The organism is Brenneria izbisi (assembly GCF_025840185.1).
Classification (GTDB): domain Bacteria; phylum Pseudomonadota; class Gammaproteobacteria; order Enterobacterales; family Enterobacteriaceae; genus Brenneria; species Brenneria izbisi.
The window spans coordinates 538019-562587 of the sequence record NZ_JAMPJU010000001.1 but is presented as its reverse complement, the minus strand read 5'-3'; the positions used below and the strand labels follow the sequence as shown (position 1 = coordinate 562587).

Genomic DNA, 24569 nt, shown 5'->3' with positions numbered 1-24569 from the left:
TCCCAGAACATCTGATCATAGAATATATGATCAGATTGATTTGCGAATCGAGTCTGCCGGATAAGTCAGGAAACGGTCAGAACGTAAAGAGCCTTTTATCAGGCTGATGAGGCTGCCGTTTCGTGACATTTTCCGTGTCAACAGCGCCAGATGTACGCTTTGCTCCCGTCTGGAGACGATGGCCGGTATTCGCTTCCGCTGCACTAAAAAGTGGAATGTAGATCACATATTTTTTATAGTGACCCCCTTGTCGTTCTGGTTTTCGGAATTCGCTGTGCACGAAATATTTGAAATGTTGCTCGCGGTATTTGACCGCGCAGCCCTGATGCTGATTTGTCTTTTTTTGCTTACCCGCACGCGGCAATTCCGGCAACTGTTGCAAAAAGAACATTATTCACCCAGAGAGCGTGTCACGGTAACGGCTATTTTTTCGTTATTCGCGCTGTTTGGCACGTATTCCGGTATTAATGTTGAAGGTTCGCTGGTCAATGTGCGCATTATTGCGGTGATGTCCGGCGGGATTCTGTTTGGGCCGTGGGTAGGGATCGCTACCGGGGTGATTGCCGGTGTTCATCGATATCTGATAGATATTGATGGCATTACATCCGTACCTTGTTTAATCACCAGCATTATTGCCGGTGCGACCGCCGGTTATATTAATAAGAAAGTTAAAAAAGAGCAGCAATGGAGCATGGGGATTCTGGGCGGCATGTTGTGCGAATCGCTTACTATGTTGCTGGTGGTTGCCTGGGCCACGCCGATTGAACTGGGGCTGGATATTGTTTCCAAAATCGCGGTGCCGATGATTTTGGGTACGGTGTGTATCGGGCTTATCGTACAGTTGGTGCAGGGCGTCGCTAATGAAAAAGAAGTGATCGCCGCGCGACAGGCAAAACTCGCGCTGGATATCGCCCGTAAAACGCTGCCTTATTTCCGCAATATCAATAATGATTCCTTAGCCTCTATCTGCAATATCATTCGCACGGAAATCAACGCCGATGCGGTGGCGATCACCAATACTCAACATATTCTGGCCTATGTGGGTGTTGGGAAGGAAAAATATCAGATTGAACACGATATCATCAGCCCGATGACGCAGCAGGCGATGAAAGATGGCAAGATTATCATCAAAAATAATGATGAACAGCATCTGACGCCGCAGATCCATTCGATGATTATTATTCCTCTCTGGGAACATGGACAGGTAACGGGAACGCTGAAAATCTACTATTGCCATGCGCATAAAATTACCTATTCATTGCGGGTGATGGCCGTGGGATTATCGCAAATTATGTCAACGCAGATTGAAGTTTCCCGTACGGAACAACTGCGTGATATGGCGAATAAAGCGGAACTGCGCGCCTTGCAAAGTAAAATCAACCCGCATTTTCTTTTTAATGCGCTGAATGCTATTTCTTCATCCATTCGAATAAATCCCGATACCGCACGTCAATTGGTGATCAATTTATCCCGCTATTTGCGTTATAACCTGGAACTGAATGATGACTCGCTGATTGATATTAAAAAAGAGCTCTATCAGATCCGTGACTATATTGCGATTGAACAGGCACGGTTTGGTTCAAAACTGACGGTTATCTACGATATTGATGACGATTTGACCTACAAGATCCCCAGTCTGTTAATTCAGCCGTTGGTGGAAAATGCCATTGTGCATGGTATTCAGCCTTGTCGCGGCAAGGGGACGGTGGTGCTGTCGGTGAAGGATCAGGGCGAACGATTGCTGGTGGCGGTGAAAGATACCGGACATGGTATCAGCCAGGAGACGATGGATCGGGTGGCGAGGAATGAAATGCCGGGTAATAAAATCGGCTTGCTGAATGTGCACCACCGGGTTCGTTTGCTTTACGGCGAGGGATTACATCTTCGTCGTCTCGAACCGGGAACCGAAATCTATTTTTATATTCCACGCGTTGATATACCGCAGTCAGCGATCCCTGAGATGAGAAGTGGGGCGGAAGCATTGGATTCCACAGCCAGTTTATCAGGAGGTGAACAATGAAAGCCATTATTGTCGAGGATGAGTTTCTCGCTCAACAAGAGTTGAGTTATCTCATCAAGCAACACAGTAATATCGATATTGACGCCATCTTTGACGACGGGCTGGATGTACTGAAATATCTCCAGCACCACGAGGTGGATGCGATTTTTCTGGATATTAATATTCCATCTCTGGATGGCGTCTGGTTGGCGCAAAATATCAGTAAATATGTAAATAAGCCCTATATCATCTTTATTACGGCGTATAAGGAACATGCGGTTGAAGCGTTTGAAGTGGAAGCTTTTGACTATATCCTCAAGCCTTATCATGAGTCACGTATCGTTACTATGCTGCAAAAATTGGAAACAGCATGGCGGCAACGACAGTTACCCGCAGCCATCGAACCGGAAAATAGCATTAGCGCTCAGCGGAGCGCGCAACAAACGATTAATCTGATGAAAGATGAACGCATTATCGTCACGGACATCAATAATATCTATTACGCCGCTGCGCAGGAAAAAGTCACGCTGGTTTATACCCGGCGCGAAACGTTCATCATGCCGATGAATATCACCGAGTTCTGCAACCGGCTACCGGAAACGTTTTTTTTCCGTTGTCACCGTTCTTACTGCGTCAATCTGACCAAAATTTGTGAGATTGTACCCTGGTTTAACAATACTTATATTTTGCGCCTGAACGATTTGGATTTTGAAGTGCCTGTCAGCCGCAGCAAGGTAAAAGAATTCAGGTCATTGATGCGTCTTTAACGGCATTTCATTCCGCATTTACGGCATCTCATTCCCGTTTCGAACAGACACTGTCAGCCCGCTTGTATACTGGCCTCAGCCCATAAGCTGACGGTGTTTCCGGTGACATTTTATCCCTCGCCTCAGCTTATATTTTTCGTCTTCCGAGATCATCGGATTCAATGTTGATGTAGGGAAAAACCCATGAATGAGAAACCTGTAAACCGAGGTTTAATTGTCGTCGGTACTATCATTGCCCAGATGGGACTGGGAACCATTTATACCTGGAGTCTGTTCAATCAACCGCTGGTGGATAAATTTGGCTGGTCGCTGGGTTCGGTGGCAACCACATTTTCCATTACCAGTTTCTGTCTGGCGCTGGCGACGCTGTTTGCCGGGAAATTTCAGGAGCGGATCGGGATTCGCCGCCTGACCCTGATCGCCGGGATCGCGCTGGGGTTAGGACTGATGGCCAGCGCCGCCAGTTCTTCCCTGATGATGATCTATATTCTGATGGGCTTCATTGTCGGCTTTGCCGATGGCACGGCCTACATCACCACGCTGTCCAACCTGATTAAATGGTTCCCGGAGCGGAAAGGGTTAATCGCTGGTATCTCGGTGGGGGCATTTGGTACGGGCAGCCTGCTCTTCAAATATGTTAATAGCTTCCTGATTGCCGAAGTCGGCGTGTCGGCAGCCTTCTTCTACTGGGGTATCATCGTCATGGTGATGATTAGCATCGGTAGCTCGCTGCTAAAAGAGCCCGCGGCGGCGCCGGTTAACAAGGCGGCAACCGCTCAGGGGCAAGCGCATGACTTCTCACTGAGCGAGATGCTGGCAACCAAAGAATCCTATCTGCTGTTTATTATTTTCTTCACCGCTTGTATGAGCGGGTTGTATCTGATCGGTATCGTGAAAGATATCGGTGTGCAGATGGCGGGGATGAATATGGAAACCGCGGCTAATGCCGTATCCGCCATTGCGATATTCAACACTGTGGGCCGCATCGTATTAGGCGCGCTTTCCGATAATGTCGGGCGTATGCGGGTGATTAGCGTTACCTTGTTTACAACCATCCTCGCCGTATCGGTCATGACGTTTATGCCGCTCAATCCGGTGACATTCTTTATCTGCGTGAGTGCTATCGCTTTCTGTTTCGGCGGCAATATCACCGTTTTCCCGGCTATCGTCGGCGACTTCTTCGGTCTGAAAAATCACAGCAAAAATTATGGCGTGATCTATCAGGGTTTCGGCATCGGCGCGCTGTCCGGTTCGTTTATCGCGGCGCAACTGGGCGGTTTTCAGGCCACATTTATGGCGATTATCATTATGTCGGCGATCTCTTTACTGATAACGCTGTGGATCAAACCGCCGAAGTATTCTCCGTCTGCGACTTCACTTAACACCAAGATGGCGCATGCGCGGTAATCTTCCTTCAACAATGGCGCAATAATGAGTCAATTAACGGCGGAGCTATCCCGCCGTTTTTGCGTTTTCTCCCGCAGTGCGAAACGCCTTCCTGTGGATAATGTAAAGTTATGTGGATTTAGTAACTTAAAAGTTAAGAATACTTGAAAATGCCACCACAACCCATACGATGTAAGTGTTGCAAACTTTAATTTTTCTGCGAGAGGAAATCAGACTTCTATGATGCGTATTGCGCTTTTCCTGATCACCAACCTGGCGGTGATGTTGGTTTTCGGGCTGGTACTCAGCCTGACGGGAATTCAGTCCAGCAGTGTCCAGGGCTTGATGATTATGGCTGGACTGTTCGGCTTCGGCGGTGCGTTTGTTTCACTGCTGATGTCTAAATGGATGGCATTACGATCGGTTGGTGGTGAAGTGATCGAACAGCCACGCAATGAAACAGAGCGCTGGCTGCTGGAAACTGTCCGTTCGCAGTCACAGCAAGCCGGGATCGCAATGCCTCAGGTCGCGATTTACCATGCGCCCGATATCAACGCTTTCGCCACCGGCGCGCGTCGTGATGCGTCTCTGGTCGCGGTCAGCACGGGCTTGCTGCAAAACATGAGCCGTGATGAAGCGGAAGCTGTTATCGCGCATGAAATCAGCCACATTTCCAATGGCGATATGGTTACCATGACGCTGATTCAAGGTATCGTGAATACCTTTGTTATCTTTATCTCACGCTTGATCGCGCAGGTGGCGTCAGGCTTCCTGTCCGGCAACCGTGACGAAGGCGAGAGCGGCAGCGGCAACCCGTTGGTTTATTTTGCGGTGGCGACCGTACTGGAACTGGTGTTTGGTATTCTGGCCAGCATCATTACCATGTGGTTCTCTCGCTATCGTGAATTCCATGCTGATGCCGGTTCCGCGAAGTTGGTAGGGCGCGAAAAGATGATTGCCGCGCTGCAACGTCTGAAAACCAGCTACGAACCGCAGGAAGCCAGCAGCATGATGGCGTTCTGTATTAACGGTAAAGCTAAATCATTCAGTGAATTGTTTATGTCGCACCCGCCGTTGGACAAGCGTATTGAAGCGCTGCGCTCAGGGGCTTACCTGAAATAAGGGTTCTCTGATATATCGTTATTTTCTGCCAAAGGCTCGAATTTCGGGCCTTTTTCTTTTATGAAATCCCGCTATCTGTCGCAATAACTGTTAATAAAAACGGAAACAATGTTTCATAAAACAAAACCACGATCACGGAAAAATGAAACATTGTTTCTATAATGTCGGTATAACAGGTCATTCGCGTGAGAGAGGATCACCAGCAGTACGGATTTTCCTGATGCTATGCTCATGCGAGGCCAGATTGTTCATGATAAGCGCTAAGGATTTATGGATGGCCAAAGGTAACAAGTTTCCCCTGACGTTTCATTCCTACCAGGATTCAGCAACCGGCACCGACGTTGTGCGTTTAACCCCGCCAGATGTCATTTGCCATCGCAATTACTTTTATCAAAAATGTTTCAGCAATGATGGCAGTAAGCTGCTGTTTGGCGGCGCATTTGCTGGGCCGTGGAACTACTATCTGCTGGATCTGAACACCCAGGAAGCCCTGCAATTGACCGAAGGGAAAGGAGATAATACCTTCGGTGGTTTTCTATCGCCGAATGATGATGCGCTGTATTACGTGAAGGAGGGACGTAACCTGATGCGCGTCGATATGGAAACGCTGGAAGAGAAAATCATTTATCAGGTTCCTAATGATTGGGTGGGCTACGGAACCTGGGTCGCTAACTCCGATTGCACCAAGATGGTGGGGATTGAAATCAGGAAAGAAGATTGGAAACCATTAACAGATTGGAAAAAATTTCAGGAATTCTACTTCACCAATCCGTGCTGCCGCCTGATTCGTGTTGATTTGGCGACGGGGGAGTCGCACTCCATCCTCCAGGAAAATCAATGGCTTGGGCATCCTATCTACCGTCCGGGAGATGACAATACCGTTGCTTTCTGCCATGAAGGGCCGCACGATCTGGTTGATGCCCGCATGTGGTTCATCAATGAAGACGGCGGCAACATGCGTAAAGTGAAAGAACACGCGCAAGGCGAGAGTTGTACCCACGAATTCTGGGTGCCGGACGGTTCAGCGATGATCTACGTTTCTTATCATAAGGGAAATCCAAACCGTTATATTTGCAGCATTGACCCGGTTACCATGCAAGATCGTCAACTGACGGCGATGCCTGCCTGTTCTCATCTGATGAGCAACGATGATGGGACATTACTGGTGGGCGATGGCTCCGATGCGCCGGTCGATGTACAGGATGACGGCGGCTACAAGATTGAAAATGATCCATTCCTTTATGTATTTAATATGCGCACCGGGAAGCAGCATCGTGTGGCGCAGCATAATACGTCCTGGAAAGTGCTGGAAGGCGACCGCCAGGTAACGCATCCGCATCCTTCTTTCACCCCGGACAATAAGCGTATTCTGTTTACTTCAGATGTGGATGGCAAACCCGCCTTGTATTTGGCGACGATCCCTGAGTCAGTCTGGCAATAATACTTGATAAACCGCGTCGTCACATTTATTGCGCGGTTTATTATCTGTAAATTCAATTAATTATTAATCAACAAATTTCTGGCTCTGATATTTGTCAAAGTGTCTTGATTATCGTCGTTGTTCCATTGCCATAATCAAAGCGTTCCCTTTATACTAAAACCATTGTTCTATTTTTTTTAAAACAACAAAGACTGAGTAGGGTAACTACAGAGATGGCTATAGCAGATTTAGATAAACAACCCGATTCCGTATCGTCCGTTTTAAAGGTTTTTGGTATTTTGCAGGCATTAGGTGAAGAGCGGGAGATTGGTATTACCGAACTTTCTCAGCGTGTAATGATGTCTAAAAGTACCGTGTACCGATTTTTACAGACGATGAAATCCCTGGGGTATGTTGCGCAGGAAGGCGAATCAGAGAAATATTCATTGACGCTGAAGTTGTTTGAGCTCGGCGCAAAGGCATTACAGAATGTCGATTTGATCCGTAGTGCGGATATACAGATGCGCGAGCTTTCGGCGCTGACGCGGGAAACCATCCATCTTGGCGCGCTAGATGAAGACAGTATCGTTTATATCCATAAGATCGATTCAATGTATAACTTGCGCATGTACTCGCGCATTGGACGCCGTAATCCCTTATATAGTACGGCTATCGGTAAAGTGCTGCTTGCCTGGCGTGACAGAGATGAGGTGAATGAAATTCTTTCCGCTGTCGAATTCACCCGCAGTACGCCGCATACCCTGACTTCCGCTGATGCGCTGTTAACGCAGTTGGATCTGGTGCGCGAGCAGGGGTACGGTGAAGATAATGAAGAGCAGGAAGAAGGATTGCGTTGCATCGCGGTGCCTGTCTTTGATCGTTTCGGCGTTGTTATCGCCGGCCTGAGCATTTCATTCCCGACGATCCGTTTTTCTGAAGAAAACAAACATGGATACGTTGATATGTTGCATACCGCAGCCAGAAACATTTCTGAGCAGATGGGATATCACGATTATCCGTTCTGATTAGGAGCGCCGCCAATCAGCCTGTCCAAGCGACAGGCTTTTTTTATGCAACGCGATGACACAAAGGAGCTATCGAACTTGCCGGATGCTCGGTGTTAAGATGAGTGCCGCCAATAACGGTTCGCTGCTTGTTCTGTTGTATGGTTCGTTTTGAGTGACGTTATTTTGAGTCGTGTTGTTTGGATAGCGCGGTTTTGAATAGCGTAATTTTGAGTGGAGTGGGTGTGTGAACATATTAGAAATGGTTTTTATCGCGCTGCTGGCGGTGTTGGCGCTGCTGCTTTGGTTTTTCATTAACCGGGCGAGCGTGCGGGCCAATGAGCAGATCAGGTTGTTGCATAAAATTGTTGAGCAACAGCGCCAGCAACTGGATTTGTTAAAAATGCGCTTTCCGCAAGAAGCGCGTGGCACAACGGCAAAAAGAGCAGAAGAAGATGAAGATGCGCGACATCTTCAGGAAAGTGACGATGTCACGCTGGCATTTAAAAACGTGATCCCTGAACGTTGACAGGAGATACGCGCCGGTGTCCCGACTAAAAATTTTGCCAATTCAGTGCGCCTGTGCGCAAATTCGCATGAATAACGCTTGTTTGGTCGGTTTATCTATTGGTGTTCCCGGCGCCAGGTGCTCGTTTATCCTTGGATAGTTTGGTGATATTATCCTGACTGCCTTTTTAGGCTGAATATATGCACATAAAAGAAGCTGTGCGCCAACTTGCTGGTCAATCTGACATTGTGGGTCTGATTTAACCAGCAATCATCTGAAATTAAAGAAAATTGTTTTTTGTATGTGATCTTTCGTGCGGGTCACCACTGCAAATAAGGGAATTATAATGCCTGTTATTACCCTTCCTGATGGAAGTCAGCGTCACTACGACCACGCCGTTTCTCCCCTTGATGTTGCCCTTGATATCGGTCCCGGTCTGGCGAAAGCCTGCATCGCGGGTCGTGTTAATGGCGAATTGATTGATGCCGGCGACAAAATTGAAACCGACGCGCAGTTGGCTATTATTACCGCCAAAGATGAAGCGGGTCTGGAGATTATTCGTCACTCTTGCGCTCACTTGCTGGGCCATGCCATCAAGCAATTATGGCCTGATACCAGGATGGCGATTGGGCCGGTTATCGATAACGGTTTTTATTACGACGTTGATATTGATCGCACTCTGACCCAGGAAGATATCGATCTGCTTGAAAAACGGATGCATGAACTTGCCGACACTGACTATGACGTGATTAAAAAGAAAGTCAGTTGGCAGGAAGCGCGTGATACGTTTGCCGCTCGCGGCGAGACATATAAAGTCGCTATTCTGGACGAAAACATCAGCCGTGATGATCGCCCTGGGCTGTATCACCATCAAGAATATATCGATATGTGCCGTGGTCCGCATGTACCGAACATGCGTTTCTGCCACCATTTCAAATTGCAAAAAACGTCCGGCGCGTACTGGCGTGGCGACAGTAAAAACAAAATGCTGCAACGCATTTACGGTACTGCCTGGGCCGATAAAAAACAGCTTGCTTCATATCTGCAACGTCTTGAGGAAGCGGCCAAACGCGATCACCGCAAGATTGGTAAACAGCTTGATCTTTACCATATGCAGGAAGAAGCGCCGGGTATGGTGTTCTGGCACAATGATGGCTGGACCATCTTCCGTGAACTGGAAACGTTTGTACGCATGAAGCTGAAAGCGTATCAGTATCAGGAAGTTAAAGGCCCGTTCATGATGGACCGCGTGCTGTGGGAAAAAACCGGGCACTGGGAAAACTATAAAGAAGCAATGTTCACCACATCATCTGAAAACCGTGAATACTGCATTAAGCCGATGAACTGTCCAGGCCACGTACAGATTTTCAATCAGGGATTGAAATCTTATCGCGATCTGCCGTTGCGTATGGCCGAGTTCGGTAGCTGCCATCGTAATGAACCGTCAGGCTCCCTGCATGGATTAATGCGCGTGCGCGGCTTTACTCAGGATGATGCGCATATCTTCTGTACGGAAGAACAGGTCCGTGATGAAGTCAATAGTTGCATCAAAATGGTATATGATATGTACAGCACCTTCGGTTTTGAAAAAATCGCGGTGAAACTGTCTACCCGTCCTGAAAAACGTATCGGCAGCGATGAAATGTGGGATCGCGCCGAGGAAGATTTGGCCGCCGCCCTGACTGAAAATGCTATTCCATTTGAATATCAGCCGGGTGAAGGGGCGTTCTACGGACCAAAAATTGAATTTACCTTACATGATTGTTTGGATCGTGCCTGGCAGTGTGGTACGGTGCAACTCGACTTTTCTTTACCGGGTCGCCTGAATGCCTCTTATGTGGGGGAAAGTAACGAACGTCAGGTGCCGGTAATGATTCACCGTGCCATTCTGGGTTCAATGGAGCGTTTCATCGGCATTCTTACCGAGGAATTCGCTGGGTTCTTCCCAACCTGGTTGGCGCCGGTACAAGCGGTGATTATGAATATCACCGATAGCCAGTCTGATTATGTCAGTGAATTGACCAGAAAACTGCAAGAAGCAGGCATTCGCGTAAAAGCAGACTTGAGAAATGAGAAGATAGGCTTTAAAATCCGCGAGCACACTTTACGGCGTGTTCCCTATATGTTGGTCTGTGGCGATAAAGAAGTGGAAGCAGGAAAAGTTGCTGTCCGTACTCGCCGTGGTAAAGACCTGGGGAGCCTTGATGTCAGCGACGTAATCAGTAAGCTGCAACAAGAGATTCGCAGCCGTAGTCTTCATCAATTGGAGGAATAAGGTATTAAAGGCGGAAAACGAGTTCAACCGGCGCGTCCTAATCGCATCAACAGAGAAATTCGCGCACACGAGGTACGCTTAACTGGCGTCGAAGGCGAACAGCTTGGTATTGTCAGTCTGAATGAAGCATTAGAAAAAGCCGAGGAAGCAGGTGTTGATTTAGTTGAAATCAGTCCGAACGCCGAGCCGCCGGTTTGCCGAATCATGGATTACGGCAAGTTCCTCTATGAGAAGAGTAAGGCTACAAAGGAACAGAAGAAGAAGCAAAAAGTTATTCAGGTCAAGGAAATCAAATTCCGGCCTGGTACCGATGATGGCGACTATCAGGTCAAACTACGCAACCTGGTTCGCTTTCTGGAAGACGGCGATAAAGCCAAAATCACGCTGCGTTTTCGCGGACGTGAAATGGCGCACCAACAGATTGGTATCGAAATGCTTAATCGCGTTCGTGACGATCTGAGTGAACTGGCGGTGGTTGAATCCTTCCCATCGAAGATTGAAGGCCGCCAGATGATCATGGTGCTCGCACCTAAGAAGAAACAGTAAGGCATTCAAGTAACTGAACCCGCGCCGCGCATGCGCAGCGCGGGTTTTGTTCGCCTTATCTGATTCGTTGTAATTAACAATGCGAAGTGGAAATTAACATGCCAAAGATCAAAACAGTACGTGGCGCCGCTAAACGCTTCAAAAAAACCGCCAAAGGTGGTTTTAAGCGTAAGCATGCTAACCTGCGTCATATTCTGACCAAAAAAGCGACTAAACGTAAACGTCATCTGCGTCCGAAAGGCATGGTCTCCAAAGGGGATCTGGGCCTGGTCGTTGCATGTCTGCCTTACGCATAAGTAACCTTTTTGAATTTAGAATAAGACTTTAGGAGAGAGCATATGGCTCGCGTAAAACGTGGTGTGGTTGCTCGTGCACGTCACAAAAAAATACTGAAACAAGCGAAAGGCTACTACGGTGCCCGTTCGCGCGTTTATCGTGTTGCTTTTCAAGCAGTTATTAAAGCTGGTCAATACGCTTACCGCGACCGTCGTCAACGTAAACGTCAATTCCGCCAGTTGTGGATTGCACGTATCAACGCAGCAGCCCGTCAAAATGGCTTGTCTTACAGCAAATTCATCAATGGCTTGAAAAAAGCCTCTGTTGAAATTGACCGTAAGATCCTGGCTGATATCGCCGTATTCGACAAAGTCGCGTTCAGCGCACTGGTAGAAAAAGCGAAATCTGCTCTGGCATAAGTCAGTTAAAAGAGGGAGCCTGGCTCCCTCTTTTAGTCTGTAGGGTTGATGTTGGTAAGATCATGGGTTGCAGTTGACATTTATTGCGACTCATTTTTCAATAAATCGATTTCCTGTTTTATATAACGACAAGGTAACGCAAGTATGCATACTGCTATTTTCCGCTTCTTTTTTTACTTTAGCGCCTGAACTCAGGGGGCTTTGCGCGTAAGAAAAGAAACGAAAAGTAGCGCTCAAGCCTCCCACAGGGAGGCTTTTTTTTTTAAATATTATGCTGATTTTTCAATGGGTTTTCTCCAGATGGCAAGAAGCGGGGAAAGGTTATTGATACCATAATTTTAATCATGACGGTTGGTCATACAGGCACAAGAAGAGGAATACAATGCCACATCTCGCAGAACTGGTTGCCAAAGCCAGAACAGCCATAGAAGAGGCCGGGGACATTACCGCATTGGAAAACGTGCGTGTTGAATATCTTGGCAAAAAAGGTCACTTAACCCTCCAGATGACCTCGCTGCGCGATCTGCCGGCTGAAGAGCGCCCAGCCGCGGGTGCGGTCATTAATCAGGCCAAGCAGGACGTGCAGGAAGCGTTGAATACGCGCAAGCAAATGCTGGAATCGGCAGAGTTGAACGCCAGACTCGCGCAAGAGACGATAGATGTATCGTTGCCCGGCCGTACCATTGAAAACGGCGGTTTGCATCCGGTCACCCGTACTATCGATCGTATTGAAACGTTTTTTGGCGAGTTAGGTTTCTCCGTCGCTATGGGGCCGGAAATTGAAGATGATTACCATAACTTTGATGCTCTGAATATTCCGGGCCACCATCCGGCTCGTGCTGATCACGATACTTTCTGGTTCGATGCGAAACGCTTATTGCGCACTCAAACCTCCGGCGTGCAAATTCGCACCATGGAAAACCAACAGCCGCCAATCCGCATTATTGCGCCGGGTCGTGTATATCGTAATGATTACGACCAGACACACACACCCATGTTCCACCAGATGGAAGGGCTGATTGTGGATAAAAACATCAGCTTTACCAACCTGAAAGGAACGCTGCATGATTTCCTGCGTAACTTTTTTGAGGAAGATTTACAGGTTCGTTTCCGTCCTTCCTATTTCCCGTTTACCGAACCGTCCGCCGAAGTCGATGTGATGGGCAAGAACGGCAAGTGGCTGGAAGTGCTGGGTTGCGGCATGGTGCATCCGAATGTGCTGCGTAATGTGGGGATCGATCCTGAAGTCTATTCCGGCTTCGCTTTTGGCATGGGCATGGAGCGACTGACCATGTTGCGTTACGGTGTCACGGATTTACGCGCATTTTTCGAAAACGATCTGCGTTTCCTCAAACAGTTTAAGTAAGGCGGGAATATCATCATGAAATTCAGTGAACTCTGGTTGCGCGAGTGGGTAAACCCGGCGGTTGATAGCGATACATTATCTGAACAAATCACCATGGCCGGCCTTGAGGTTGATGGTATTGAACCGGTGGCAGGCGCGTTCCACGGCGTGGTGGTGGGAGAGGTGGTTGAGTGCGGGCCACACCCGAACGCCGATAAACTGCGGGTAACAAAAGTGAACGTGGGCGGCGATCGCCTGCTGGATATCGTTTGCGGCGCGCCGAATTGTCGTCAGGGGCTGAAAGTGGCGGTGGCGACGGTGGGCGCGGTGTTACCGGGCGATTTCAAAATCAAGGCGGCCAAGTTGCGTGGCGAGCCGTCAGAAGGAATGTTGTGTTCATTCTCCGAACTGGGTATTTCTGACGACCATAACGGCATTATCGAATTGCCACTGGATGCGCCAATTGGCACCGACATTCGTCAATATCTGCAACTGGACGACAACATCATTGAAATCAGCGTTACGCCAAATCGCGCGGATTGTCTGGGCATCATTGGCGTGGCGCGCGATGTGGCGGTGCTGAACCAATTACCGCTGAGCGAACCTGAAATTCAGCCCGTCGCGGCAACCATTCAGGCTACGTTCCCGATCGAGGTCGACGCGCCGCAGGCTTGCCCGCGCTATCTAGGCCGTGTGGTCAAAGGTATCGATATCAAGGCTGTAACGCCCTTATGGATGCGTGAAAAACTGCGGCGTTGCGGCATCCGTTCTATCGATCCGGTGGTTGATGTCACCAACTATGTCCTGCTGGAGTTAGGTCAGCCGATGCACGCGTTCGATCTCGATCGTCTGGAAGGCGGGATAGTGGTGCGTCACGCCCATGATGGCGAAACGCTGACGCTGCTGGACGGCAATGAAGCGAAGCTGAATGCGGATACGCTGGTGATCGCCGATAAACAGAAGGCGCTGGCGTTGGGCGGTATTTTTGGCGGGGAGCATTCCGGCGTGAATCAAAACACGCAGCATGTTCTGCTGGAATGCGCTTATTTTAACCCATTGTCCATTACCGGGCGCGCGCGCCGCTATGGTTTGCATACCGATGCATCACATCGTTACGAGCGTGGCGTTGATCCGGCGATACAACATAAAGCGATGGAACGAGCCACGCGTCTGCTGATCGACATTTGCGGCGGTGAAGCGGGGCCGGTCATGGATATGACCAGCGAGGAGGATTTACCTGCGCGGGCGACGATTACGTTGCGTCGTGAAAAACTGGACCGCCTGATTGGTCATGTCATTGCCGATGAACAGGTGACCGATATTTTGCAGCGTCTTGGCGGCAAAGTGACCAAAATAGCAACCGGATGGCAGGCAGTTGCACCAAGCTGGCGTTTCGATATGGAAATCGAAGAAGATCTGGTTGAAGAAATCGCCCGTATTTATGGCTACAACAATATTCCCAACATCGCGACGCTTGCGCCGTTGACCATGACGTCACACCGCGAGGCAACGCTGTCTCTTAAACGCGTCAAGACGTTATTGGTCGATCATGGCTATCAGGAAGCAATTACTTACAGTTTTGTTGATCCGAAAATTCAGGCGCTGATCCATCCTGGTGAACAGGTGTTGAACCTGCCTAGTCCTATTTCAGCAGAGATGTCAGCTATGCGTCTCTCCTTGTGGAGCGGGTTGCTTGGCGCGGTAGCGTACAACCAAAACCGCCAGCAGAGCCGCCTGCGTCTGTTTGAAAGCGGCTTACGTTTTGTGCCGGACAGCAGCGCCGACCTGGGTATTCGTCAGGATTTCATGCTGGCGGGCGTGATTACCGGCACCCGTTACGAAGAGCATTGGGATCTGGCGCGTCAGGCCGTTGACTTCTATGATTTAAAAGGTGATTTGGAAGCAGTTCTGGCGCTGACCGGAAAACTGTCCGATATCGAATTCAAAGCGGAAAGCAATCCGGCATTGCATCCGGGGCAAAGTGCTGCTATTTATCTCTGCGGGGAACGCATTGGATTTATTGGGGTTATTCACCCGGAACTTGAGCGTAAACTGGATCTAAACGGGCGCACCGTGGTGTTCGAATTACTGTGGGATAAGGTCGCAGACCGCGTGCTGCCTGATGCGAGCGATATTTCCCGCTTCCCGGCAAACCGTCGTGACATCGCTGTGGTAGTGGCCGAAAACGTGCCTGCTGGCGATATTTTAGCCGAGTGTAAGAAAGTTGGCGCAAATCAGTTAGTTGGCGTAAACTTATTCGACGTGTACCGAGGTAAGGGTGTAGCGGATGGTTATAAGAGTCTGGCTATCAGTCTGACCTTGCAAGATACCTCTCGTACACTGGCAGAAGAGGAAATTGCCGCTACCGTTGCAGAATGTGTAGCAGCATTAAAACAGCGATTCCAAGCATCCTTGAGGGATTGAACCTATGGCGCTTACTAAAGCTGAAATGTCAGAATACCTGTTTGAGAAGCTTGGGCTGAGCAAACGGGATGCCAAAGAGCTAGTCGAGCTGTTTTTTGAAGAAGTTCGTCGCGCTTTGGAAAATGGCGAGCAGGTTAAATTGTCCGGTTTTGGCAATTTTGATTTGCGAGACAAGAACCAACGTCCGGGACGTAACCCAAAAACTGGCGAAGATATTCCGATTACGGCGCGCCGTGTGGTCACGTTCCGTCCGGGGCAAAAGCTAAAAAGCAGGGTAGAGAACGCGTCTCCCAAAGAGTAAACGTGATAAAACCTAAAGGCCGCGCAAGCGGCCTTTTTTACGCGGTTGACCTGCCCTAAATAGCGTTGACGCATTATGTGCTGGGCGTCATGTTCAGCAGGAAATCAACGTCAACCGCGAGGCGTCAACGCCATCTCGGAGGGGATCAAGCCTGTCTGAACTGTGCCTGATGCAAACTGGCGTAAATCCCGCGGTGTGCGATTAAAGCCTGATGGCTGCCTTGCTCAATGATCCCGCCGTTATCGACCACCACGATGCGTTCAGCATTCTGAATGGTTGCCAGCCGATGGGCGATGACCAGCGTGGTTCGTCCCGCAGAAAGCTCACTGAGCGATTGTTGAATCGCCTGTTCGGTAGCGCTATCCAGGGCGGAGGTGGCTTCATCCAGAATCAGAATCGGTGGATTTTTCAGGAAAATGCGCGCAATGGATAAACGCTGTTTCTGTCCGCCGGACAGTTTAACGCCGCGCTCGCCAACGATGGTATCCAGTCCGTCAGGCAGATTCTCAATCAGTTCGTCCAGTCTGGCGCGTCGCGCCGCCTGCATAATTTCGTCATCGCCGGCGCCCAGTTTGCCATAGGCTATATTTTCACGAATGGTGCCGCCAAACAGAAACACATCCTGCTGAACAATACCGATCTGGCTGCGTAGCGAGGTTTGCGTCATGTCGCGGATATCAATACCATCGATAGTGATGCTGCCGCTGGTGAGATCATAAAAACGGGGAAGCAGCGAACAAAGCGTGGTTTTTCCCGCGCCGGAAGGCCCGACAAAGGCGACGGTTTCTCCCGCCCGAATCGACAGATCAACATTATGAATGATTGGGCGATCTGGCGAATAGCCAAAGCCAACCTGATTGAACCGGATATCGCCTTTGAGCGTGCCGACATCACGTGCATGGGGCGCGTCTGCAATTTCCGGCACGGTATCGAGCAATTGGGTAAAGCGTTTGAAACCGGCAATACCTTTGGGGTAGCTCTCCAGTACCGAAGTAATTTTAGCGACCGGGCGGAAGAACACTTCAATCAGCAACAGGAAGCCCACGAAACCGCCGTAGGTAAGCTCGCCTTTAATGACATACCAGATGCCCGCCAGCATGACGATCAATTGAATCAGGCGTGTGCTCAGGTAGCTGAGCGTCAAACTGGCGGTCATGATGCGGTAGGCCTGAAGTTTGGTGCGGCGATAATTTTCATTGTCATGGGAAAACAGTTTTTTCTCATGCGCTTCATTGGCGAACGCCTTGACTACCCGGATGCCGCCAACGCTTTCTTCAATGCGGGCATTGAAATTGCCGACCTGACCAAATAACTGACGCCAGGTGTCGGTCATGCGGGCGCCATAGCGACTGACCAGAAACGTCATAAACGGGACGATAACGATAGTCAGCATCGCCAGAGGCAGATGTACGGTGGCCATCAGAATAAACGCGCCGATGAAGGTCATAATGGCAATAAAGAGATCTTCCGGGCCGTGATGGGCGATTTCTCCCACTTCTTCCAAATCCTTGGTGACGTGGGTAATGATATGCCCGGTTTTCATATTGTCGTAATAGCGGAAAGGCAGCTTTTGCAGGTGTTCAAACGCCTGACGACGCATATCTGTTTCGATGCCGACACCCAGCGCATGGCCCCAATAGTTCACAATGGCCATCAGTCCGGTATTCAGTAAATACACAGCCAATAGCGCCACTGACGCCAGCAGAATCAATGACCAGTCCTGTTCCGGCAGCAGCGTATCGATGAACGCTTTAATTGCCATCGGAAAACCCAGTTCAAGCAACCCGGCGATAATGGCGCAGCCAAAATCCAGTATAAATAACCCCTTGTAAGGAGCGTAATAAGAGAAGAAGCGCCGTAACATGCCATTATTTTCGTTAAATAAACAGGTAGTCCACTATAACAGGTTATCGCGCTGAGCGGCATTAAGGCTCTTCATATTGAATGCGCATTGCGCCGGGGCATGCGGTATCTTACCAATCAGTAAAACCAGAAAGGCGGATGCCGGGACCCGCATCCGCCAGAGGAAATCAAAACCAGATTAGCGCCAGAAATCGTCGAAAACCGTTACCGGCGGCCGACGTTTATGTTCGGTTTTGCGATACCAGTTTTCAATGATCGCGGCATCTTTGGCATCGATTTGTTTACCTTCAAGGTAGTCGTCAATTTTCTCATAAGTGACGCCCAGCGCGACTTCATCCGGCAGTGAAGGACGATCTTCCTCCAGATCTGCCGTCGGCGCCTTGGTGTAAAGGTGAGAAGGGCAGCCCAGTTCTCGCAGGAGGGCTTTTCCCTGACGTTTGTTCAAACGGAAGATCGGGTTGATGTCTGTTCCGCCATCGCCATATTTAGTGAAGAAACCCGTCACGGCTTCGGCGGCATGGTCGGTTCCTACCACCAGTCCGGCATGCATTCCGGCGATACTGTATTGCGCTTTCATTCGCTCACGGGCTTTTTCATTACCTTTGACGAAATCGGACAGTTCAATGCCAATCGCTTTCAACGTGGCTTCACTGGCCTCCACCGCCGGTTTGATATTAACAGTCAGCACGCGGTCAGGCTGTATAAACGCGATGGCGTCCTGACAGTCCGCTTCATCGGCCTGTACGCCATAAGGCAGGCGCACGGCGATAAATTGATAACTTTCCTCGCCCGTTTCATTGCGCATTTCGGTAATGGCCGTTTGGCAAAGTTTGCCTGTTAACGTTGAATCCTGACCACCGCTGAGCCCCAATACCAGCGATTTCACAAATGGGTGGGCGCTCAGATAATTCTTTAAAAAATCAACGCTAACGCGGATTTCTTTCACCGGGTCGATGGTGCTTTTGACTCCCAGTGCAGCGATGATGTCTGGCTGTAATGACATAATCTCCCCCTCCTGAACTTATTGATCCTGCGAAATAATTATCTCAATCATCAGAGTGTAAAACGAATCGGCGTGAAGAAAAAGGACAAGCGTTCTGTCAATGGTTTAATCTATGGCTAATACCTTTCTTCTATCGATAAAGTGGTTACTTCATCGGCCTGCCATTTGAAAAAGTGCCATTTGCCATCTAGTCTTATCCAGGACCCATTAATCAATGAGGTAATGTAATGAAAAATAATCGACTAATGTTGTGTTTTGTGGCGGCAGGAGCTGTCTTTCTTTCTGGGTGTTCGGCCTACAATAAAGCAGAGAGTTATGTAAATGAGCCGGTAGTGAAAGATGTTAAGGTGGGAATGACGAAGCAGCAGGTTCATCAGATTGCCGGTTCGGGTAGCACAGAACGAAGAATGGTGAATGCGACAGGCACCTGTAGCGATTACGTGTTGAAGAATCGTGACGGCACGGCCCAGAGTTATTTTGTCAGCTATGACGAAACCGGATATGTCCGCAACAAAGGCTTCCAAAGTTGTCAGGCATACGACACCAACCCGCAGCGGTAAAGTGGTGTCCCGCATCATCTGATGCAATGTTATTTATAATCCAATGCCGGAAAAGTAATTTTCCGGCATTATTTTTTTCTTAATTACGGTTTACCGTTTTATCCGCATTTACCGGTGAGTCAGTTCCGCGTTTTCCTGCGAATCAAATACCGTTTTGTCCGTTTGTTTGAGTAACTGACTGGTCACGGTGCCGGCGGTCATCGAACCGCTGACATTCAGCGCGGTGCGTCCCATATCAATCAATGGTTCGATGGAAATCAGCAGGGCGACCAGCGTAATGGGTAACCCCATCGCCGGCAACACAATCAGGGCGGCAAACGTGGCGCCGCCGCCAACCCCAGCCACGCCAGCGGAACTGAGGGTAACGATCCCGACCAATGTCGCGATCCAGACCGGATCGAGCGGATTAATCCCTACCGTCGGTGCGACCATCACCGCCAGCATAGCCGGGTAAAGTCCGGCGCAACCATTCTGACCGATAGTGGTGCCGAATGAAGCGGCAAAGCTGGCGATGGAATCAGGCACACCAATCCGGCGGGTTTGCGCTTCGATGCTCAACGGGATGGTGGCGGCGCTGGAGCGGCTGGTGAAGGCAAAAGTCAGCACCGGCCAGACTTTACGGAAGAACCGCGCCGGATTGATCCCGGTTAAGGACAGGAGCAGGGCATGGACGCCGAACATGATCGCCAGTCCCAGATAGGACGCCACCACAAAGCTGCCCAGTTTGAGAATATCTTGCAAATTGGAACTGGCGACCATTTTGGTCATTAGCGCCATCACCCCATAAGGCGTCAGCCTCATCACCAGGCGAACCAGTTTCATTACCCAGGATTGCAACGTATCAATGGCAACCAGCACGCGTTCGCCTTTCGCGCTGTCATCTTTCAGCAACTGCAACGCAGCGACACCGAGGAACGCAGCAAAAATCACTACGCTGATAATCGACGTGGGGTTGGCCCCGGTTAATTCGAAGAACGGGTTTTTGGGAATGAAGGAGAGGATCAGTTGCGGCACGTTAAGATCGGCAACTTTACCCGCATAATTATTTTCAATGGCGCTCAGTCGGGCGCTTTCCTGCGCGCCTTGCACCAAGCCGGTGGCTGTCAAGCCAAACAGATTAGTGACGAAGACGCCGACCAGGGCCGCAATCAGAGTGGTTATCAGCAGTGTAGAGAGCGTCAGCACGCTGATCTTGCCCAGTGATGAGGCATTACGCAGCTTGGCCACCGAGTTGAGGATAGAAACGAAAACCAGCGGCATGACAATCATTTGCAGGAGTTGGACGTATCCGTTACCCACAATGTTGAACCAGGCGATAGATTGGCTGATGATCGCGGTATTTTCACCATAGATAAGGTGTAATACCAGACCGAATGCGACCCCCACCACTAAACCCAGCAATACCTTTTTAGCCAGACTCCAGGACTGATTTCTTCCGGCATAACCCAGTAAGAACAGCAGGCCAACAAATGCCAATATATTGAATAGCAGCGGAAAACTCATCTCCACCTCTCCTTGTTTGTATAAATGTTATCTATTTCTGTCGTCATAAACAGTAACAGGATAACAGGTCTGTTATGGACGCTAAATAATTCGAGTGGCGGGAACGTTACCAACGCATCTGCCACTTGAAGTATGACGGGTATAGGTTTGTTACTGGACTGTCGCGGATAAGCGGAACAAAAAAATGGGACAGTCATTACATCGGAGAAAAAATGACCGTCCCGAACCGCAAAAGATAAATTAATAAATAATATTCATATAAGAAGAGGGTAATTCAGACACAGTACATAAATAACACGATAACACAGACAGCAAATACCTAAAACACCAACTAACTTATGACTTGCTTCACTAAAATGAATGGTTTAATGAAGGGATGTTAAACGTTTATTAAATATAACATCCCTTATTACTGCTAATAGTAAAGGTTATTTAAATAATTCGAAGACTATCAGAAGTTATATTGTACACCGACACGGAAACGAGTTTGACGATGGTCGGATGTACCACTTTCCTCTACATTAGCAATGGCGGTATATGGCTTCCAGTTTTTATCGATACTGTATGATAATTTCACATCATGTACAAAGTTGTAGCTTTCGTTATCATAGAGAACGCGTCCGGCTTGATTAGCTTTCTTGTATTCCAGTTCATAGTCCACCTGGAATTTCTTCAGGAATTTATAGCTGACAACACCAGTGAGAGTATATCCGGTTTCCTTGGTGTTCGGGTTTGTTGTACCCACTCTGCTATTGTAACGTTGATAATATGGACGGTAACGAAGCGATACCGATAAGTCATCAGTAATTCCGGCGCGGCCACGCAGATAAGGACGATAGTTATTGGAATTAGATGATGAATCTAAAGAAAATCCAGGTTCAATAGAGAATGTTTCGTTGATTTTGTAAACATAGCTGGCAACCACTTCCGTACCGTTACTTACCGTCTCATGGTAGGGTTTATTCGGCGTCGAGTCATTGGTGGCCTGGCGCCATTTAGCTTCAGCAGACAGGCCAAAACCATTAGCAAAACGGTGCGACATTAATAAACGATCACGATGATCATTTTTGGGCGTATCTTTCATTTCATGACGATAATCAATTGTGACGGCCATTGCGTTAACACTGATTAATGAAGTAACAGCCAGAGCTAATAATTTAATTTTCATTGTTATATTTCCTATGGATAGGATGGTGTTTAATTTGAAAGACGTATTGATTTTTATGATGCGAGATCTATTTTATTTATTATTAAACGTTGTTTTGTGATCATGATCTTCTTGGTTGATGAAAAATAAAATACAATTTCAAATTGTGATTTGGATCGAGTTGAATATAAGGAATGTTTTAATTTTAATGAAAAACCCCTGCCGGTGGCATGGCAGGGGGAATTACCTGTAAAAGATGTTTTTTATTATCTCATTGCTCGTCTCAAAATACGTTCAGACTGCCGCTGGAAATATTTCGCCGTTTCTTCAACCGATTTCTGACCATAATCGATAGATTGGATGGCATCACCAAACAGGGACACGATTTGCGGATCGTCAAAATAAGGTGACACGCTCATGCTATGCGGCAATGATAACGCCAGATTCAGACCAGAAACCGCCGGGGAGTCATCTTTAATAACACCGTCAGACGTCAGTTGAGCTACCGCTGCCTTGCTTAACGGCACGCCGCGCTCCAATCCCAATGCCTGAACGCCTTCTTTGCTGTTCAACAGGAAGTTAATCAGCAGAGACGCTTCTTTAGGATGCTTGCTTGATTTACCAATTGACAGCATTTGTGCGGGTTTAAAGAACAGACCGGCATCTTTGGCGCCCGGCAACATTGGATAGTTGCCTAACACCAGTTTTGCCGGCGGTTGCAGGTTGTCGGAATATTTGGTGATCGTAGAGTTCCACATATATGTGCCGCTCCACTCGCCAGTAATCCACGGTTTCATCTCATACATATTACTCTTACCAAAAGAGGCATAGTATTTCGCTGAAGGCATCACGTGGCTATCAACCAGCTTCTTATACATGCTGAAGAATTCCACCCATTGCTCATCGGTATAAGAGAATTTTTGACTTTTCTCATCAATGGCCGGGATGTTGTACTTCTGAACCATGTAGGAGTTTAACAACGCTAGCGAATCCTGATGCTCCAGCACTACAGGGTAGTATTGCTCGCCCAGCTTTTCTTTGAACACGTTACCGGCGTTCAATAGTTCATCCCAGGTTTTCGGGTATTCCAGACCGGCTTTTTTCCAGCTTTCGGTATTGAAATAGAACACGCGGGCGGTAACGGAAATAGGAATACCGTTCAGCTTGCCATTGATGGTCGTCCCCTGAAGCTCTTTGGCGTCGAACTGCGTCAGGTCCAGCGTCTCTTTGACGTTGTTCAGATCGTAGAAACCATCGCCGTTTTTAGAGAAAATCGGCAGCCAGTTCCAGTTGGTCTGCATCACATCGGGTTCCGTGTTGCCGGCAATCTGTGTCGTCAGACGAGACAAGTGTCCGTCCCAACCGGTGTACTCCGCTTTAACGGTGATATTGGGATATTGCTGATGGAAAGCTTCAATCGCCTTAAGTGTCTGTTGATGGCGGGTATTGCCTCCCCACCAGGACATTCTTAATTCAACCTGATCAGCAGCAAACGACGGTGCCGCCAATAATGCCAGAGATGAAACTATCAGAGTGTGTAGGATCGCTTTTTTCATCGGGTTACTACTCCTGTTAAAGAGAGATATTTTTTTCTGTTTTTGCATCAAAGATATGGCACTTCTCCATATCAAACTGGAAGAAGACCTGGCGATGCAGGCCATTGCTGATAATCGACCGTGCTTCATCAGAAGCGACACGGCTGGTTAATTCAAAGCCGTCAACCTTGATGTACATAAAGAATTCATGGCCCATGTTCTCTACGCGCACCAGTTCTCCCTGAGAGTGGTTCGCCTCAAACGGGGTTTCGGACACGGTGACGTACTCAGGACGAATACCGAAGAACACATCCTGACCGGCGTAAGCGCGGACTTTGTCCTGCTGTTCGCTGTTCAGTACCAGCGTGTAGTGACCGACCGTCAGACCAATCCGGCCGTCTTTCTCCACCAGCTTGCTTGGCTTGATGTTCATTTCCGGCGAGCCGATAAAACCGGCGACGAACATGTTGACCGGGTAGTGGTACAGGTTGTCCGGCGTGTCCACCTGCATGATATGGCCCAGTTTCATGACGCAGATGCGGTCGCCCATGGTCATGGCTTCGGTCTGGTCGTGGGTGACGTATACGGTCGTGGCGGCCTTGCCGCTTTTTTTCAGTTGTTTGTGCAGGTCGGAAATACGGATACGCATAGAGGCGCGCAGCTTGGCGTCCAGGTTGGACAACGGCTCGTCAAACAGGAAGACGTCAGGTTTCTTCACGATGGCGCGGCCTACCGCGACACGCTGGGCCTGGCCGCCGGAAAGCTGGCGGGGCAGGCGGTCCATTAGTTCTTCCAGTTCCAGAATTTTGGCGGCCTCGGTAACCTGCTCTTCAATCCGCTCTTTGGGCATTTTGCTGAGCTTCAGGCCGAAGGCCAGGTTCTCCTTGACCGTCATGTGCGGGTAGAGCGCATAGTTCTGGAATACCATAGCAATTCCGCGTTCTTTGGGCGCCAGATTGTTCACCACGCGCTCGCCGATACGGACTTCGCCGCCGCTGATGGTTTCCAGCCCGGCCAGCATCCGCAGCGTGGTGGATTTCGCACAGCCTGACGGCCCGACAATCACCATAAATTCCCCGTCTTTGATAGTCAGGTCGATGCCGTGTACCGCTTTGAAACCGTTGGAATAGACTTTTTCCAGCTTGTTGAAAATGACTTCAGCCATG

At 48.9% G+C, this 24569-nt stretch carries 22 protein-coding genes and 1 other annotated feature; of the genes, 16 read left to right on the top strand and 6 right to left on the bottom strand.

Annotated elements, in window-relative coordinates; all coding sequences use genetic code 11:
• Nucleotides 1-274: 274 nt before the first annotated feature.
• From NC856_RS02600 to ihfA, 15 genes are all read left to right on the top strand, one after another.
• Nucleotides 275-2020 carry a sensor histidine kinase gene (locus NC856_RS02600; protein ID WP_264088842.1) on the top strand — a complete coding sequence of 582 codons (1746 nt, stop codon included), beginning with the start codon at nucleotides 275-277 and terminating at the stop codon, nucleotides 2018-2020.
• Nucleotides 2017-2766: a LytR/AlgR family response regulator transcription factor gene (locus tag NC856_RS02595; protein ID WP_264088841.1), complete on the top strand. Its 750-nt coding sequence runs from the start codon at nucleotides 2017-2019 to the stop codon at nucleotides 2764-2766. Before NC856_RS02600 ends, NC856_RS02595 begins: the two co-directional genes overlap by 4 nt.
• A 183-nt stretch (nucleotides 2767-2949) precedes the next feature.
• The gene (locus NC856_RS02590; RefSeq protein ID WP_264088840.1) at nucleotides 2950-4173 is read left to right on the top strand and encodes an L-lactate MFS transporter; all 1224 of its coding nucleotides are present in this window, start codon (nucleotides 2950-2952) and stop codon (nucleotides 4171-4173) included.
• Nucleotides 4174-4392: 219 nt separating this feature from the next.
• Nucleotides 4393-5274 carry a protease HtpX gene (htpX, locus tag NC856_RS02585; protein ID WP_264088839.1) on the top strand — a complete coding sequence of 294 codons (882 nt, stop codon included), beginning with the start codon at nucleotides 4393-4395 and terminating at the stop codon, nucleotides 5272-5274.
• Nucleotides 5275-5548: 274 nt separating this feature from the next.
• Complete coding sequence (ogl, locus tag NC856_RS02580; RefSeq protein ID WP_264088838.1) at nucleotides 5549-6715, top strand: oligogalacturonate lyase; 1167 nt, start codon at nucleotides 5549-5551, stop codon at nucleotides 6713-6715.
• A gap of 212 nt (nucleotides 6716-6927) precedes the next feature.
• A complete protein-coding gene (gene kdgR / locus NC856_RS02575; RefSeq protein WP_264088837.1) occupies nucleotides 6928-7719 on the top strand; it encodes a DNA-binding transcriptional regulator KdgR in 792 nt (263 codons plus the stop codon).
• A 241-nt stretch (nucleotides 7720-7960) separates the two neighbouring features.
• Nucleotides 7961-8227 carry a YebO family protein gene (locus NC856_RS02570; RefSeq protein WP_264088901.1) on the top strand — a complete coding sequence of 89 codons (267 nt, stop codon included), beginning with the start codon at nucleotides 7961-7963 and terminating at the stop codon, nucleotides 8225-8227.
• Nucleotides 8228-8552: 325 nt separating this feature from the next.
• Nucleotides 8553-10481 carry a threonine--tRNA ligase gene (thrS, locus tag NC856_RS02565; protein WP_264088836.1) on the top strand — a complete coding sequence of 643 codons (1929 nt, stop codon included), beginning with the start codon at nucleotides 8553-8555 and terminating at the stop codon, nucleotides 10479-10481.
• A 3-nt stretch (nucleotides 10482-10484) separates the two neighbouring features.
• The gene (gene infC, locus NC856_RS02560; protein ID WP_109054963.1) at nucleotides 10485-11027 is read left to right on the top strand and encodes a translation initiation factor IF-3; all 543 of its coding nucleotides are present in this window, start codon (nucleotides 10485-10487) and stop codon (nucleotides 11025-11027) included.
• Between the two features lie 98 nt (nucleotides 11028-11125).
• On the top strand, nucleotides 11126-11323 hold the full coding sequence (gene rpmI, locus NC856_RS02555) for a 50S ribosomal protein L35 (RefSeq protein ID WP_109054964.1): 198 nt from the start codon (nucleotides 11126-11128) through the stop codon (nucleotides 11321-11323).
• Between the two features lie 42 nt (nucleotides 11324-11365).
• Nucleotides 11366-11722: a 50S ribosomal protein L20 gene (rplT, locus tag NC856_RS02550; RefSeq protein WP_012769671.1), complete on the top strand. Its 357-nt coding sequence runs from the start codon at nucleotides 11366-11368 to the stop codon at nucleotides 11720-11722.
• A 138-nt stretch (nucleotides 11723-11860) separates the two neighbouring features.
• Nucleotides 11861-11985 (top strand) — a sequence feature (Phe leader region).
• Nucleotides 11867-11911, top strand: a complete 45-nt coding sequence (gene pheM / locus NC856_RS02545; RefSeq protein WP_121514181.1) for a pheST operon leader peptide PheM — start codon at nucleotides 11867-11869, stop codon at nucleotides 11909-11911. (Overlaps the previous feature by 45 nt.)
• Before the next feature lie 119 nt (nucleotides 11986-12104).
• Nucleotides 12105-13088: a phenylalanine--tRNA ligase subunit alpha gene (gene pheS, locus NC856_RS02540; RefSeq protein WP_264088835.1), complete on the top strand. Its 984-nt coding sequence runs from the start codon at nucleotides 12105-12107 to the stop codon at nucleotides 13086-13088.
• 15 nt (nucleotides 13089-13103) lie between these two features.
• Nucleotides 13104-15491, top strand: a complete 2388-nt coding sequence (gene pheT, locus NC856_RS02535) for a phenylalanine--tRNA ligase subunit beta (RefSeq protein WP_264088834.1) — start codon at nucleotides 13104-13106, stop codon at nucleotides 15489-15491.
• A 4-nt stretch (nucleotides 15492-15495) separates the two neighbouring features.
• Nucleotides 15496-15792: an integration host factor subunit alpha gene (ihfA, locus tag NC856_RS02530; protein ID WP_009112984.1), complete on the top strand. Its 297-nt coding sequence runs from the start codon at nucleotides 15496-15498 to the stop codon at nucleotides 15790-15792.
• A 145-nt stretch (nucleotides 15793-15937) separates the two neighbouring features.
• Here ihfA and NC856_RS02525 read toward each other — a convergent pair whose 3' ends face one another.
• Nucleotides 15938-17656, bottom strand: a complete 1719-nt coding sequence (locus NC856_RS02525; RefSeq protein WP_264088833.1) for an ABC transporter ATP-binding protein — start codon at nucleotides 17654-17656, stop codon at nucleotides 15938-15940.
• Nucleotides 17657-17833: 177 nt separating this feature from the next.
• Nucleotides 17834-18658: an ammonia-dependent NAD(+) synthetase gene (nadE, locus tag NC856_RS02520; protein WP_264088832.1), complete on the bottom strand. Its 825-nt coding sequence runs from the start codon at nucleotides 18656-18658 to the stop codon at nucleotides 17834-17836.
• A gap of 227 nt (nucleotides 18659-18885) precedes the next feature.
• Here nadE and osmE point away from each other — a divergent pair, with 227 nt between their 5' ends.
• Entirely contained in the window at nucleotides 18886-19218 is a 333-nt protein-coding gene (osmE, locus tag NC856_RS02515) for an osmotically-inducible lipoprotein OsmE (protein WP_264088831.1), read from the top strand.
• 108 nt (nucleotides 19219-19326) lie between these two features.
• Here osmE and NC856_RS02510 read toward each other — a convergent pair whose 3' ends face one another.
• The 4 genes from NC856_RS02510 to NC856_RS02495 all read right to left on the bottom strand — a co-directional run bounded on the left by NC856_RS02510 (nucleotide 19327) and on the right by NC856_RS02495 (nucleotide 24568).
• A complete protein-coding gene (locus NC856_RS02510) occupies nucleotides 19327-20721 on the bottom strand; it encodes an L-cystine transporter (RefSeq protein ID WP_264088830.1) in 1395 nt (464 codons plus the stop codon).
• A 451-nt stretch (nucleotides 20722-21172) separates the two neighbouring features.
• Entirely contained in the window at nucleotides 21173-21889 is a 717-nt protein-coding gene (locus tag NC856_RS02505) for an oligogalacturonate-specific porin KdgM family protein (RefSeq protein ID WP_264088829.1), read from the bottom strand.
• A gap of 245 nt (nucleotides 21890-22134) precedes the next feature.
• Nucleotides 22135-23424: an ABC transporter substrate-binding protein gene (locus tag NC856_RS02500; protein WP_264088827.1), complete on the bottom strand. Its 1290-nt coding sequence runs from the start codon at nucleotides 23422-23424 to the stop codon at nucleotides 22135-22137.
• A 16-nt stretch (nucleotides 23425-23440) separates the two neighbouring features.
• Nucleotides 23441-24568 (bottom strand): ABC transporter ATP-binding protein, encoded by a 1128-nt coding sequence (locus tag NC856_RS02495; protein ID WP_264088826.1) that lies wholly within the window; start codon nucleotides 24566-24568, stop codon nucleotides 23441-23443.
• Between the last annotated feature and the right edge of the window lies 1 nt (nucleotide 24569).

Excerpts from the sequence above, each read along its gene's own strand:
- NC856_RS02595 (WP_264088841.1), top strand. The coding sequence starts at position 2,017 with ATGAAAGCCATTATTGTCGAGGATGAGTTTCTCGCTCAACAAGAGTTG.
- NC856_RS02590 (WP_264088840.1), top strand. The coding sequence starts at position 2,950 with ATGAATGAGAAACCTGTAAACCGAGGTTTAATTGTCGTCGGTACTATC.
- htpX (WP_264088839.1), top strand. The coding sequence starts at position 4,393 with ATGATGCGTATTGCGCTTTTCCTGATCACCAACCTGGCGGTGATGTTG.
- ogl (WP_264088838.1), top strand. The coding sequence starts at position 5,549 with ATGGCCAAAGGTAACAAGTTTCCCCTGACGTTTCATTCCTACCAGGAT.
- kdgR (WP_264088837.1), top strand. The coding sequence starts at position 6,928 with ATGGCTATAGCAGATTTAGATAAACAACCCGATTCCGTATCGTCCGTT.
- NC856_RS02570 (WP_264088901.1), top strand. The coding sequence starts at position 7,961 with ATGGTTTTTATCGCGCTGCTGGCGGTGTTGGCGCTGCTGCTTTGGTTT.
- thrS (WP_264088836.1), top strand. The coding sequence starts at position 8,553 with ATGCCTGTTATTACCCTTCCTGATGGAAGTCAGCGTCACTACGACCAC.
- rpmI (WP_109054964.1), top strand. The coding sequence starts at position 11,126 with ATGCCAAAGATCAAAACAGTACGTGGCGCCGCTAAACGCTTCAAAAAA.
- rplT (WP_012769671.1), top strand. The coding sequence starts at position 11,366 with ATGGCTCGCGTAAAACGTGGTGTGGTTGCTCGTGCACGTCACAAAAAA.
- pheS (WP_264088835.1), top strand. The coding sequence starts at position 12,105 with ATGCCACATCTCGCAGAACTGGTTGCCAAAGCCAGAACAGCCATAGAA.
- pheT (WP_264088834.1), top strand. The coding sequence starts at position 13,104 with ATGAAATTCAGTGAACTCTGGTTGCGCGAGTGGGTAAACCCGGCGGTT.
- ihfA (WP_009112984.1), top strand. The coding sequence starts at position 15,496 with ATGGCGCTTACTAAAGCTGAAATGTCAGAATACCTGTTTGAGAAGCTT.
- NC856_RS02525 (WP_264088833.1), bottom strand. The coding sequence starts at position 17,656 with ATGTTACGGCGCTTCTTCTCTTATTACGCTCCTTACAAGGGGTTATTT.
- nadE (WP_264088832.1), bottom strand. The coding sequence starts at position 18,658 with ATGTCATTACAGCCAGACATCATCGCTGCACTGGGAGTCAAAAGCACC.
- osmE (WP_264088831.1), top strand. The coding sequence starts at position 18,886 with ATGAAAAATAATCGACTAATGTTGTGTTTTGTGGCGGCAGGAGCTGTC.
- NC856_RS02510 (WP_264088830.1), bottom strand. The coding sequence starts at position 20,721 with ATGAGTTTTCCGCTGCTATTCAATATATTGGCATTTGTTGGCCTGCTG.
- NC856_RS02505 (WP_264088829.1), bottom strand. The coding sequence starts at position 21,889 with ATGAAAATTAAATTATTAGCTCTGGCTGTTACTTCATTAATCAGTGTT.
- NC856_RS02500 (WP_264088827.1), bottom strand. The coding sequence starts at position 23,424 with ATGAAAAAAGCGATCCTACACACTCTGATAGTTTCATCTCTGGCATTA.
- NC856_RS02495 (WP_264088826.1), bottom strand. The coding sequence starts at position 24,568 with ATGGCTGAAGTCATTTTCAACAAGCTGGAAAAAGTCTATTCCAACGGT.